This window comes from Kitasatospora sp. cg17-2 (assembly GCF_054031055.1).
Genome location: NZ_CM132923.1, coordinates 7777370 through 7789979 on the forward strand (window position 1 = coordinate 7777370; position 12610 = coordinate 7789979).

Genomic DNA, 12610 nt, shown 5'->3' on the forward strand with positions numbered 1-12610 from the left:
GACACCGTGAACCGCACCAGCCCCGCACTGGACCGCAGCACACCGGTCCTGCTGGTCAGGGTGGGCCGGTACCCGCTCGCGCACGGACCGCTCGGCGCCGTCCGCTCCCTCGGCCGCGCAGGCGTCCAGGTGCGCGCGATCGTGGAGGACCGGCTCACCCCGACCGCGCTCTCCCGCTACCTGACCCGCGCCATCGTCCGCCCCACCAGCGGACGCGAGCCCACCGAACGCCTGGTCGCCACCGTCGCGGACGTCGGACGCCGACTCGCCCGGGAGTCCGGCCGCCGCTGCGTGGCCGTGCCCACCGACGACGAGGCCGCCGTCCTGCTCGCCGAGCACGCCGCCGAACTCGCCCCGTACTTCCTGCTGCCACCGGTGCCCGCGGCGCTGCCGCGCCGACTGGCCGACAAGGGCGCCCTGTACACCGACTGCCTCCGCTACGGGATCCCGGCGCCGCACAGCGCCGCGCCCGCCGACCGGGACGGGCTGCTCGACGCCGCCGAACGCTGCGGCTACCCGCTGGTCCTGAAGAACCTCGCCCCCTTCACCCGGCTGAGCCACCCCGTGGTCAGCCACGCCACGGTGGTGCGCGACGAGGCCGAACTGCTGCGCCACTGCCCCCCGGACGGCCCGCTCTCGGTGCTCGCCCAGGAGTACCTGCCGGACGCGCGCACCGAGCACTGGATCACCCACCTGTGCTGCGGCCCGGGCGGCGAGACCCTGGCCCTGTTCACCGGGCGCAAGCTGCGCTCCTACCCGCCGTCGGGCGGCTTCACCACCCGCGCGGTCGCGGTCGCCAACCCCGAGCTGGCGGCCCTCGCCGCCCGACTCTGCCGACAGATCGGCTACAGCGGCATCGCCGACCTGGACTGGCGGCTGGACCTGCGCGACGGCCGGTACAAGCTGCTGGACTTCAACCCCCGGGCCGGCGCCCAGTTCCGGTTGTTCGAGACGGTGGACGGCGTGGACGTCGTCCGGGCCCTCCACCTGTCGCTCACCGGCCGGCCGGTCCCACGCGGACCCCAGCTGGACCGGTACTACGGCGTCGGCCAGCTGGACGCGCTCTCCGCCGCCGTCGCGCTCTGGCGCGACCGCCACCCGCCCACCGACCTGCGGCCGCGCCGGTCCACCGAGCGGGCCTGGCTCTGCCGCGACGACCTCGTCCCGGTGGCCGCCATGACCGTCCGCTTCACCGGCCAGGCGATCCGCCGGGTCGCCGGGACCGTCCCCGTCCGAGCCAGAGGAGGCTCGTCATGACCACTCCGCACACCGTTCCCGTCGCGGTCGTCGGCGCCGGCCCGTACGGCCTCGCCGTCGCCGCCCACCTGACGGGCCGGGGCCTGCCACCGCGCGTCCTCGGCGTCCCGATGGAGAGCTGGCGGACCCGGATGCCCGCCGGGATGTTCCTCAAGTCCCTGCCGAGGGCCTCGTCGATCTCCGACCCGGCGGGCCGGTACCGGCTGGCCGACTTCCGGGCCGCCTCGGGCCTGCCCCCGGTGGGCGACCGCTACGCCGTACCGCTGGACGAGTTCGTCCGCTACGGCGAGTGGTTCCAGCGGGCCCGGGTGCCCCAGGTGGAGCGCGCCGCGGTGGTGGGGACCGAACGCGCGCGGGACGGCTTCCGGCTGACGCTGGACACCGGCGAGGTGTTCACCGCCCGGGCCGTGGTCCTGGCCGGAGGGTTCCCGCCGTACGCGCGGGTCCCGGGAGTGCTGCGCCCCCTGGTCGAGGCGGGTCTCGCCTCGCACACCGCGGACCACGCCGATCTGGCGAAGTTCGGCGGCCGCCGGGTGGCGGTGATCGGCGCCGGACAGTCCGCGCTGGAGAGCGCCACCCTGCTGCACGAGGCCGGCGCCGAGCCCGTCCTGGTGGCCCGGACCGGCGAGCTGCTGTTCGGCGAGCCGCCGGAGTGCGACGACCCCGCCGACCGCCCGTGGCCGGTGCGGCTGGCCAAGCCCGCTTCACCGCTGGGCCCCGGCTGGTCGTTCACCGCGTTCAGCCGGGCCACCGGGGCGTTCCGCGCCCTGCCGGACGCGACCCGGGCCAGGCTGGTGCGCACCGTGCTCGGCCCGGCAGGCGGCTGGTGGCTGCGCGAGCGCCTGGAGGGCCGCTTCCCGGTGCTCACCGGGCACCAGCTGCTGGCGGCCGAGCGGATCGGCGGGAACGGCGGCCCGGACGGCGGCGACGGCGGGGTGCGGCTGGGACTGCGCGGCACCACCCCGGAGCTGGAGGCGGACCATGTGCTGGCCGCCACCGGCTACCGGGTGGACGTCGGGCGGCTCGACCACCTCTCGCCCGAGCTGCGCGACGCGATCGAGCGGCGCAACGGGGGAGCGCCCCGGCTCTCGGCCGGCTTCGAGTCCTCCGTGCCGGGGCTGTACTTCACCGGGCTGTCCGCCGCCGACACCTTCGGGCCGCTGATGCGGTTCGTCTGCGGCACCGGCTTCGCGGCCCGGCGGATCAGCCGCTCGGTCGCGGCCGGCCCGGCGGGGAGCCGCTGAGCGGGACCGCCGGCACCGTCGTCGTCGGCGCCCGGCTCAGCCCACCAGCCGGGACAGCTCGATCGAGTGGCCCGTCCGCTCCACCTTGGCCCGCAGGTAGCGGACGTTGCTCCCGGACAGGTGCACACCGGTCGGCACCCGGCGCTCGACCGTGACGCCCAGGGCGGCCAACTGGGCGTCCTTGTCGGGGTTGTTGCTCAGCAGCTCGATCCCGTCGACCCCGAGGGCGCCGAGCATCTGCGCGGCCGCCGTGTAGTCGCGGCCGTCCTCCGGCAGCCCGAGCGCGGTGTTGGCCTCGTACGTGTCGAGACCGGAGTCCTGGAGGGCGTAGGCGTCGAGCTTGTTGTAGAGCCCGATGCCGCGCCCCTCCTGCCGCAGGTACAGCAGGTAGCCGCCCGCGTCGGAGATCCGCTCGACCGCCTCGCGCAGCTGCGGCCCGCAGTCGCAGCGGTCGGAGCCGAACACGTCCCCGGTCAGGCACTCCGAGTGCAGCCGCACCAGCGGTGTGCCGCCCTCCGGCACGGTGCCGAGGGCCAGGGCGAGGTGCTCGGCCCCGTCCGTCAGTCCGTGGAAGGTGAACACCTCCGCCTCGGCCCGGTAGCCGTCCGGGAAGGTCAGCGGGATCCGGACCCGGGACCGGACCCGGGCGCCGTCGGCGGTCTGCGGGGCGCCCGCGGCCAACGGCGCCCGCGGGGAATTGTTCTGCTGCTCGGGCAGCTGCACCTGCGGCATGGGCTGGGCCTCCGTGACGGACGGTTCTCCTGGGACTCGGCTCCGACGGTACTAGGTAGTTCCAATTTGAACAACAGCTCGGCCGGAGGTGTACGGAGGATTGGCCCCGCTCACGAACCGAAAGCCGAGGTCGGCGGCGACCCGATAGGGGCGGACAAACGCGGGGGAGCGGTGCGAGACTGACGCCTGCGAGCGGTCCGGAGTCGCCGCGCCGGTGTTGTGGCGCGCCGCGACGCCCTCAATGGCGAGGGGACCGCCGGCGTCTCCCCCCGGGCGGGGGAGCGCCTGTCTTTCGACCACCCCCATGGAAGGTGCTCACAAGATGCCGGCTACCCCTGTGCCCGTGTCGTCCCACGACGCCGAGAACCCCGCCCTCGAGTCGCTGCTCGCCGAGGTGCTCCGCCGCAACGCCGGCGAGCCCGAGTTCCACCAGGCCGTGCGGGAGGTGGTGGAGACGCTCGGACCGGTGCTGGCGGCGCGGCCGGAGCTGGTCGAGGCGCGGATCGTCGAGCGGATCGTGGAGCCCGAGCGGCAGGTGATGTTCCGGGTGCCGTGGACCGACGACCGGGGCCGGGTGCACGTCGACCGGGGCTTCCGGGTGGAGTTCAACAGCGCCCTCGGCCCGTACAAGGGCGGGCTGCGGTTCCACCCCTCGGTGAACCTCGGGATCGTGAAGTTCCTCGGCTTCGAGCAGATCTTCAAGAACGCGCTGACCGGCCTCGGCATCGGCGGCGGCAAGGGCGGCTCGGACTTCGACCCCAAGGGCCGCTCGGACGCCGAGATCATGCGCTTCTGCCAGTCCTTCATGACCGAGCTGTACCGCCACCTCGGCGAGCACACCGACGTCCCGGCCGGGGACATCGGCGTCGGCGGCCGGGAGATCGGCTACCTGTTCGGCCAGTACAAGCGGATCACCAACCGCTACGAGGCCGGCGTGCTGACCGGCAAGGGCATCGGCTGGGGCGGCTCCCAGGCCAGGACCGAGGCCACCGGCTACGGCTGCGTGCTGTTCACCGCCGAGATGCTGCGCGCCCGGGGCGAGGAGCTGGACGGTCTGCGGGTCTCCGTCTCCGGCTCCGGGAACGTCGCGCTGTACGCGATCGAGAAGGCCCAGCAGCTCGGGGCGACCGTGGTCACCGCCTCCGACTCCACCGGCTTCGTGGTGGACGAGAAGGGCATCGACCTGGACCTGCTGAAGGAGGTCAAGGAGGTCCGGCGCGGCCGCCTCACCGAGTACGCCGAGCGGCGCGGCAGCCACGTCAAGTACCAGGAGGGCACCGGCGTCTGGGGCGTCCCGGTGGACGTGGCGCTGCCCTGTGCGACCCAGAACGAGCTGACCGGGCCGGACGCGCTGGCCCTGGTCCGGGGCGGGGTGCGGGCGGTCGCCGAGGGCGCCAACATGCCGACCACGCCCGAGGCGGTCCGGGTGTTCCAGGAGGCCGGGGTGGCCTTCGGGCCGGGCAAGGCCGCCAACGCCGGCGGCGTCGCGACCAGCGCGCTGGAGATGCAGCAGAACGCCTCCCGCGACGTGTGGTCCTTCGAGCGGACCGAGGAGCGGCTGGCCGCGATCATGCGCGACATCCACACCTCCTGCCACACCACGGCGGAGAAGTACGGCCGCCCCGGCGACTACGTCCTGGGCGCCAACATCGCCGGCTTCGAGCTGGTGGCGGACGCGATGCTGGCCCAGGGCCTGATCTGACCTCACGGGCCAGGTGCGGGCCACCCGACCGGAGCGGGCACGGGATGTCGGGTCCGGCCGGGTGGCCGCTGCCTACGGTGAGGAGCACAGGAACGGAAGGACGGGGCAGGGCGGATGCTGGAGCGGCTGAACCGGGCCATGGAGTACATCGAGGAGCACCTCGACGGGACGGTCGACGCGGGTGAGCTCGCGCGGATCGCGACCACCTCGGAGTACCACTTCCGGCGGCTGTTCTCGGCCCTGGCCGGCATGCCGCTGTCGGAGTACCTCCGGCGCCGGCGGCTGACCCTCGCGGGGGCCGAGGTGCTGGCCGGGGAGCGGACCCTGCTGGACGTCGCGGTCCGCTACGGCTACGGCTCGGGCGAGGCGTTCGCCCGGGCGTTCCGGGCGATGCACGGCGTCGGCCCGGGCGAGGCCCGGCAGCGCGGCGCGGTGCTGGTCTCCCAGCCCCGGATGTCCTTCCGGCTCGTCGTCGAAGGGAGCAGCAGCATGGAGTACCGGATCGTCGAGAAGCCGGCGTTCAGGATCGTCGGGCGCAGGGCCAGGGTCCCGCTGGTGCACGAGGGGGTCAACCCGGCCATCGCGGAGTTCATCCGCGGGATCGGGCCGGAGCAGGTGGAGCGGATCGCGGCCCTCTCGGGGCAGGAGCCGCGCGGGATCCTCTCGGTCACCGAGTTCTTCTCGGACAGCCGCGAGGAGGGCGTGCCGCTCGACTACTACCACGCGGTGGCGGCGGAGCCGGACGCCGAGGTGCCGGAGGGCCTCGACGCGCGGGAGGTCCCGACCGGGACCTGGGCGGTGTTCCGGGCCGTCGGGCCGTTCCCGCAGGCGCTCCAGGAGATGTGGCGGGACGTCTTCACGCAGTGGTTCCCGTCCAATCCGTACGAGTTCCGGCCGGGCCCGGAGATCCTGCGGGTCGGCGCCCTGGTGGAGGCGGCGGAGGCGGAGGCCGAGCTCTGGATCCCGGTGACGCGGGCGGCCGGCTGACACCTCTGCCTCACCGGAGCGCCCCGCCCGCCCGTTCGGCCCACCAGGACCGGCCCGGCCCCGGCCCCCGCCCGCATGCTGGGGCGGGGGCCGTCGAGCGGGAGAGTGGAGCGGGCATGGCCAAGGCGTTCGGATTCGTCGACTACGGCGGCCCGGAGAACCAGGAGTTCCTGGACCGGCCCGTCCTGGAGCCCGGCCCGGGGCAGCTCGCGGTCGCCGTCCGGGCGGCCGGGGTGAACCCGGTGGACTGGAAGGTCCGCCGCGGCCTGCTCGGCCGGGAGCGCCGACTGCCCTTCGTGATGGGCTCGGAGGCCGCCGGGGTGGTGGAGCGGATCGGTCCCGGCGTCACCGGGTTCACCCCCGGCGACGAGGTGTTCGGGCTGGTCGCGGCGGGTGCCTTCGCCGAACAGACACTGCTGCTGGCCGGGTCGAGCGCGCTGAAGCCGGCGAAGGTCGGCTTCGACCTGGCCGCCACCCTGCCGGTGGCGGCCGCGACCGCCGACGACGCCGTCCGCGACATCGGCGTGGGGGCCGGGCAGACCCTGCTGGTCCTCGGGGTCTCCGGCGGCGTCGGCAGCGTGGCCGCGCAGATCGCCCGCAGTCGGGGGATCCGCGTGGTCGGCACGGCCGGCGACTCCAACCGCGGCTACGTCGAGTCGCTGGGCGCGGTGCCGGTCCGCTACGGCGAGGGCGTCGCGGACCGGATCCGGGCGGTCGCGCCGGACGGCGTCGACGGCATCCTCGACCTGATCGGCGGGGACGACGCCCGGGCCGCCGCCGTCACCCTGGCCGACCGGTCCCGGTTGGTCTCCACCAGCGATCCGACCACCGCGCAGGAGCTGGGCGGCCGCTACATCACCCGGTCCACCACCCCCGGCACCCTGGCCGCCCTGGCCGAACTCGTGGCCGCCGGGGAACTGGACCCGAACATCTCCGCCCGTTACCCGCTGGACCGTGCCGCCGAGGCCCTGGCCCTGGTCGAATCGGGGCACGCGCGCGGCAAGCTGGTCCTCGAAGTGGGCTGACGGCGGGGGCGCGGGGCCCTAGGGCGCACCGGGCCCGCGCCGCTCCCGCCACCGGCCGGCCCCCGCGGCCACCGCCGCCCCCGCCGTCACCAGGACGGCCGTCAGCGGGACGACGTCCCCCACCCGGTCGTACCAGGTGGCCGTGTCCGGGGCCGTCAGCGGCAGCCGCACCACCAGCGCGCCCGTGCCGTCGGTACCCAGCCGCGCCAGCTCCCGGCCCTGCGCGTCGAAGGCGGCCGACACCCCGGTCAGCGAGGCCTGGACGACCGGTCGGCCCGTCTCGGCGGCCCGGATCGCGGCCAGCGAGACGTGTTGTTCGGGTGCCCAACTGCGCTGGAAGGTCGAGGTCGACGACTGGTAGACGAGGACCCTGGCCCCCGCCCGGGCGGCCGTCCGCGCCATGTCGGGGAAGGCCGACTCGAAGCAGATCAGGGTGCCGATCGGCAGCGCGCGGCCGGACCGGTCCACGGCCGGCAGCAGGTGCTGGTCGGTGCCGGGCGCCCGGTTCTCGCCCGCCGCCCGGCTGACCCCGGCCACCCAGCCGAGCACCGGCCGCAGCGGGATGTACTCGCCGAACGGCACCAGCCGGATCTTCCGGTACCGGTCGACCACGCCCTCCGGGGACACCAGGACGGCGTCCTTGGAGATCCGCCCGTCCGCCTTCCGGGCGTCCTCGCCGGCCAGCAGTTCGGCCCCGGTGGCGGCGGACAGCGCGCGCAGCCGGGCCAGCGTCGCCGGGTCGCGGTCGAGGTCGGCGGTGGTGCTGGACTCGCCCCAGACCACCAGGTCCACCGGGGGCCGTCCGACCAGCGCGGCGGTGGCCCGGGTGCTCGCCTCGAAGCGGGCGTCCGGCTCCTCCACGATCCCCGGCTGCACCAGGGCGATCCGCACCTCGGCCGGCCCGGTCCCGTCCGCGGGCGCGGCCGGCGGCGCCGGCCGGAGCGCGAACAGCAGCGGCCCGGCCGCCAGGACCGCCGCCGCGAACAGCGCCGCCACCGCCCGGGGGCGCGGGTCGACGGCGGTGAGCGCCACCGCCACGGCGGTGTTGACCGCCACCACCGCGGCGCTGACCAGCCAGATCCCGCCCGCCGAGGCCAGCGCCAGGACGGCGGGGTGCTGCCACTGGGTGGCGCCGAGCAGCGCCCACGGCCCGCCCAGGGCGTGCCAGGAGCGCGCGTACTCGGTGGTCAGCCAGACCGCCGCGACCACCACCGGCGCGAGCAGCGCCCGCCGGATCGTCAGCGGGGGCCGCAGCAGCCGCCACACCGCGAGGCCCACCCCGGCCTGGAGCGCCCCGAACACCACCGCGAGCAGCGGCAGTCCGGGGCCGATGGAGCCGGTCAGCCAGGACATCCCGGTCAGGATGAACCCGGCGCCGAACCACCAGCCGCGCACCGCCGCCTCCCGGGCGCCCGGGGCCGCCCGCATCAGCAGCAGGCCGGGGACGAGCGCGACCCAGGCCAGCGCCGCCACCCCGGGGGCCGGGAAGGCGAGCACGGGCAGCGCCCCGGCGGCCAGCGCGGCCAGCCGGGGCCGGTACCGGGCGAGCGTCCGGCCGGGGCGGGCGGCGTCGGCCGCCGGGGCGGTGGGGCCGGGGGGACCGGCGGGGCCGGTGAGCAGGGGAGGGCGCGGCATGCCCCGTATTGTCCGCTTGGCGCGGCCCCGTCACCAGCCCCGTGATGCCCCGTGATCACTCGAACGGAGCAACGGTCGAGGGCGGGTCAGCCCTCGTCGCCCTCCAGGTCGCCCTCGGTCTCCAGGAACGCGGCCTGGAGCTGCTCGATCAGCTGCGGGTCCGGCTGCTCCCACAGCCCTCGGCTCGCCGCCTCCAGCAGCCGCTCGCTGATCCCGTGCAGCGCCCACGGGTTGGCGCCGGCCAGGAACTCCCGGTTGACCGGGTCCAGCACGTACTCCTGGGTGAGCTTCTCGTACATCCAGTCCGCGACCACGCCGGTGGTGGCGTCGTACCCGAAGAGGTAGTCGACCGTCGCGGCCATCTCGAAGGCGCCCTTGTAGCCGTGCCGCCGCATCGCCTCGATCCAGCGCGGGTTGACCACTCGGGCACGGAAGACCCGGGCCGCCTCCTCGGTGAGGGTGCGGGTGCGGACCGTCTCCGGGCGGGTCGAGTCGCCGATGTAGGCGGTCGGCGCCTTGCCGGTGAGCGCGCGCACGGTGGCCACCATGCCGCCGTGGTACTGGAAGTAGTCGTCCGAGTCGGCGATGTCGTGCTCGCGGGTGTCGGTGTTCTTCGCGGCGACGGTGATCCGCTTGTACGCGGTCTCCATCTCCTCGCGGGCCGGACGCCCGTCCAGGCCGCGCCCGTAGGCGTAGCCGCCCCAGACCGTGTACACCTCGGCCAGGTCGGCGTCGGTGCGCCAGTCCCGGCTGTCGATCAGCTGGAGCAGTCCGGCGCCGTAGGTGCCGGGGCGGGAGCCGAAGACCCGGGTGGTGGCCTTGCGCTCGTCGCCGTGCACGGCGAGGTCCGCCTGGACGTGGGCGCGCACGAAGTTGTCCGCGTCCGCCTCCTCCTGGGCGGCGGCCAGCCGGACGGCGTCGTCCAGCAGCGCGACCACGTGCGGGAAGGCGTCCCGGAAGAAGCCGGAGATGCGCAGCGTGACGTCGATCCGCGGGCGGCCCAGCTCGTCGAGCGGGATCGCCTCCAGGCCGGTGACCCGGCGCGAGGCGTCGTCCCAGACCGGGCGGACGCCGAGCAGCGCGAAGGCCTCGGCGATGTCGTCACCGGCGGTGCGCATCGCGCTGGTGCCCCACAGCGACAGGCCCACCGAGGACGGGTGGGTGCCGTCGTTGTCGGCCCGGTAGCGGTCGATCAGCGAGGCGGCGAGCGCCTGGCCGGTCTCCCAGGCGAGCTTGCTGGGCACGGCCTTGGGGTCGACGGAGTAGAAGTTGCGGCCGGTCGGCAGCACGTTGACCAGTCCGCGCAGCGGCGAGCCGGACGGGCCGGCCGGGACGAAGCCGCCCTGGAGCGCGTGCAGCACGGCGTCCAGCTCGTCGGTGGTCGCGGCGAGCCGGGGCACCACCTGGGTGGCGGCGAAGGCCAGCACCTCGTGCACGGCCTCCGGCAGCCCGGCGGCGACCTTCTCCACCGCCTCGGGCGCCCAGTCGGCCGCCTCCATGGCCTCGACCAGGGCGCGGGCCTGCGCCTCGGCCGCGTCGGTGGCGCCGAGGGTGAGCGCGGCCTCGTCCAGGCCGAGCGCCTCGCGCAGGCCGGGCAGGGCGCTGACGCCGCCCCAGATCTGCCGGGCGCGCAGGATGGCGAGCACGATGTTGACCCGGTCGGTGCCGGCCGGCGCCTGGCCGAGCACGTGCAGGCCGTCGCGGATCTGGGCGTCCTTGATCTCGCACAGCCAGCCGTCGACGTGCAGCAGGAAGTCGTCGAAGCCGTCGTCCTCGGGGCGCTCCTCCAGACCGAGGTCGTGGTCGAGCCGGGCGGCCTGGATCAGGGTCCAGATCTGGGCGCGGATCGCGGGCAGCTTGGCCGGGTCCATCGCGGCGATGTTGGAGTGCTCGTCGAGCAGCTGCTCCAGCCGGGCGATGTCGCCGTAGGAGTCGGCGCGGGCCATCGGCGGGACGAGGTGGTCGACCAGGGTGGCGTGGGCGCGGCGCTTGGCCTGGGTGCCCTCGCCCGGGTCGTTGACCAGGAAGGGGTAGACCAGCGGCAGGTCGCCGAGGACGGCGTCGGGGCCGCACTCGTCGGACAGCGCGGCGGTCTTGCCGGGCAGCCACTCCAGGTTGCCGTGCTTGCCGAGGTGGACCACGGCGTGGGCGCCGAAGCCGCCGTCGGACTGCGCGGCGGCGATCCAGCGGTAGGCGGCCAGGTAGTGGTGGGACGGCGGGAGGTCGGGGTCGTGGTAGATCGCGACCGGGTTCTCGCCGAAGCCGCGCGGCGGCTGGATGAGCACCAGCAGGTTCCCGGAGCGGATCCCGGCGAGCACGATGTCGCCGTCCGGGTTCTGCGAGCGGTCGACGTACAGCTCGCCGGGGGCCGGGCCCCAGTGCTCCTCGACCTGCTCGCGCAGTGCGGCGGGCAGCGTCGCGTACCAGCGGCGGTAGTCGGCGGCGGGGATGCGCACCGGGTTGCGGGCGAGCTGGTCCTCGGTGAGCCAGTCCTGGTCGTAGCCTCCGGCCGCGATCAGCGCGTGGATCAGGGCGTCGCCCTCGTGGCCGTCGTCGGTGTCGGTGTCCAGGCCCGGCAGGTCGTCGCCGAGGTCCATGCCCTCCGCGCGCAGGCGCTCCAGCAGGCGGATCGCGCTGGCCGGGGTGTCCAGGCCGACGGCGTTGCCGACCCGGGCGTGCTTGGTCGGGTAGGCGGACAGCACCAGCGCGAGCCGGCGCTCGGTGGCCGGGACGTGCCGCAGCCGGGCGTGGGCGACGGCGATGCCGGCGACCCGGGCCGAGCGCTCCTCGTCGGCGGCGTAGACGGTGAGGCCGTCCTCGTCCAGCTCCTTGAAGGAGAACGGGACGGTGATCAGCCGGCCGTCGAACTCGGGCACGGCGATCTGGGTGGCGGTGTCCAGCGGGGACAGGCCGTCGTCGCTCTCCTCCCAGCGGGCGCGCGACCAGGTCAGGCAGAGCGCCTGGAGGATCGGCCGGTCCAGGGCGGCGAGCGCGCCCGCGTCCCAGGCCTCCTCGTCGCCGCCGGCCTGGGCGTCGGCCGGGCGGGTGCCGCCGGCGGCGAGCACGGTGGTGACGAGGGCGTCCGCCTCGCCGAGGGCGGCCAGCAGCTCCGGCTCGGCGCCGCGCAGCGAGGCGCAGTAGTAGGCGCGGGCCCGGGCGCCCTGGTCCTCGATCGCGCGGCAGAGGGTCTCCACGAAGGCGGTGTTGCCGCTCATGTGGTGGGCGCGGTAGTAGAGCACCGCGACGGTCGGGCCCTCGGTGGTGCGGGCGGTGCGCTCCAGCGGGCCCCAGGCCGGGGCGGAGGCGGGCGGGGCGAAGCCGTGGCCGGTGAGCAGCACGGTGTCGGAGAGGAAGGCGCCGAGCTCGGCGAGGTTGGCCGCGCCGCCGTGGGCCAGGTAGGCGTGCGCCTCGGCGGCGATGCCGGCCGGGACGGTGGACAGCTCCATCAGCTGGGCGTCGGGGGCCTGTTCGCCGGTCAGCACGATCACCGGGCGGGGGCCGGCGAGCAGCGCGTCCAGGCCCTCCTGCCAGGCGCGGCGGCCGCCGAGCAGGCGGACCACGACCAGTTCGGTGCCCTCCAGCAGCGCGGGCAGCTCCTCGGCGGCGAGCCGGGCCGGGTTGCCGAGCCGGTAGCGGACCGGACCCTCGGACGCGCGGGCGCTGAGCAGGTCGGTGTCTGACGTCGACAGCAGCAGAATCATGCGAAGGCCCTCCCGGCCTCGACGGCGGGCGTGGACAGTCGCACGGGCACTGGCATGGAGCACCACGTGGGCGCGGGCATGCGGCGGCGCATGGCTTCAAGCCTTCCTCGGGGTCCGCGCCCCGGGCAGTGGAGGACGGCAGGAGTTCCTGGCTCCCGCGCTTCCCCGGAGGCCCGGTGAAGCGCGGTCACAGTGGCGGGACCGCACCGGGTTCGCACCGGTTTCCTCCCCTGCGCCGTCGCTGGCGTTCGGACGGTCCGCGGGGACCGTCCGCGAGCATCGTACGGGGTGCGGCTGACCTGGGGGAGAGCAGGTTCCGGCCGCTGC

General features: G+C 75.4%; 8 protein-coding genes and 1 riboswitch. Of the genes, 5 read left to right on the top strand and 3 right to left on the bottom strand.

Translation table 11 applies throughout. From position 1 onward, the window contains the following. Positions 1-6: 6 nt before the first annotated feature. Positions 7-1257: a carboxylate--amine ligase gene (locus ACW14Y_RS32785; RefSeq protein WP_380386850.1), complete on the top strand. Its 1251-nt coding sequence runs from the start codon at positions 7-9 to the stop codon at positions 1255-1257. After that, positions 1254-2501, top strand: a complete 1248-nt coding sequence (locus ACW14Y_RS32790) for an NAD(P)-binding domain-containing protein (protein ID WP_456984501.1) — start codon at positions 1254-1256, stop codon at positions 2499-2501. The genes ACW14Y_RS32785 and ACW14Y_RS32790 overlap by 4 nt, the downstream gene beginning before the upstream one ends. Before the next feature lie 36 nt (positions 2502-2537). On the opposite strand, the gene ACW14Y_RS32795 is transcribed toward ACW14Y_RS32790, so the two are convergent. Beyond that, a complete protein-coding gene (locus tag ACW14Y_RS32795; protein ID WP_380299372.1) occupies positions 2538-3233 on the bottom strand; it encodes a GTP cyclohydrolase II in 696 nt (231 codons plus the stop codon). Positions 3234-3555: 322 nt separating this feature from the next. Here ACW14Y_RS32795 and gdhA point away from each other — a divergent pair, with 322 nt between their 5' ends. The 3 genes from gdhA (at position 3556) to ACW14Y_RS32810 (ending at position 6947) form a co-directional block, all read left to right on the top strand. Further along, a complete protein-coding gene (gdhA, locus tag ACW14Y_RS32800; RefSeq protein WP_380299373.1) occupies positions 3556-4935 on the top strand; it encodes an NADP-specific glutamate dehydrogenase in 1380 nt (459 codons plus the stop codon). Between the two features lie 114 nt (positions 4936-5049). Next, positions 5050-5922, top strand: a complete 873-nt coding sequence (locus tag ACW14Y_RS32805) for an AraC family transcriptional regulator (RefSeq protein ID WP_380299374.1) — start codon at positions 5050-5052, stop codon at positions 5920-5922. Positions 5923-6038: 116 nt separating this feature from the next. After that, complete coding sequence (locus ACW14Y_RS32810) at positions 6039-6947, top strand: NADP-dependent oxidoreductase (protein WP_380386845.1); 909 nt, start codon at positions 6039-6041, stop codon at positions 6945-6947. Positions 6948-6965: 18 nt separating this feature from the next. Here ACW14Y_RS32810 and lnt read toward each other — a convergent pair whose 3' ends face one another. Both lnt and cobN read right to left on the bottom strand, forming a co-directional pair. After that, a complete protein-coding gene (gene lnt / locus ACW14Y_RS32815) occupies positions 6966-8582 on the bottom strand; it encodes an apolipoprotein N-acyltransferase (RefSeq protein ID WP_456984504.1) in 1617 nt (538 codons plus the stop codon). An 86-nt stretch (positions 8583-8668) separates the two neighbouring features. Beyond that, the gene (cobN, locus tag ACW14Y_RS32820) at positions 8669-12283 is read right to left on the bottom strand and encodes a cobaltochelatase subunit CobN (RefSeq protein ID WP_380386840.1); all 3615 of its coding nucleotides are present in this window, start codon (positions 12281-12283) and stop codon (positions 8669-8671) included. A 142-nt stretch (positions 12284-12425) separates the two neighbouring features. Continuing rightward, positions 12426-12511: riboswitch (cobalamin riboswitch) on the bottom strand. Positions 12512-12610: the final 99 nt, after the last annotated feature.

What these genes read in the sequence shown, in the direction of transcription:
- ACW14Y_RS32790 (WP_456984501.1), top strand. Translation starts at nt 1,254, where the DNA reads ATGACCACTCCGCACACCGTTCCCGTCGCGGTCGTCGGCGCCGGCCCG.
- ACW14Y_RS32795 (WP_380299372.1), bottom strand. Translation starts at nt 3,233, where the DNA reads ATGCCGCAGGTGCAGCTGCCCGAGCAGCAGAACAATTCCCCGCGGGCG.
- gdhA (WP_380299373.1), top strand. Translation starts at nt 3,556, where the DNA reads ATGCCGGCTACCCCTGTGCCCGTGTCGTCCCACGACGCCGAGAACCCC.
- ACW14Y_RS32805 (WP_380299374.1), top strand. Translation starts at nt 5,050, where the DNA reads ATGCTGGAGCGGCTGAACCGGGCCATGGAGTACATCGAGGAGCACCTC.
- ACW14Y_RS32810 (WP_380386845.1), top strand. Translation starts at nt 6,039, where the DNA reads ATGGCCAAGGCGTTCGGATTCGTCGACTACGGCGGCCCGGAGAACCAG.
- lnt (WP_456984504.1), bottom strand. Translation starts at nt 8,582, where the DNA reads ATGCCGCGCCCTCCCCTGCTCACCGGCCCCGCCGGTCCCCCCGGCCCC.
- cobN (WP_380386840.1), bottom strand. Translation starts at nt 12,283, where the DNA reads ATGATTCTGCTGCTGTCGACGTCAGACACCGACCTGCTCAGCGCCCGC.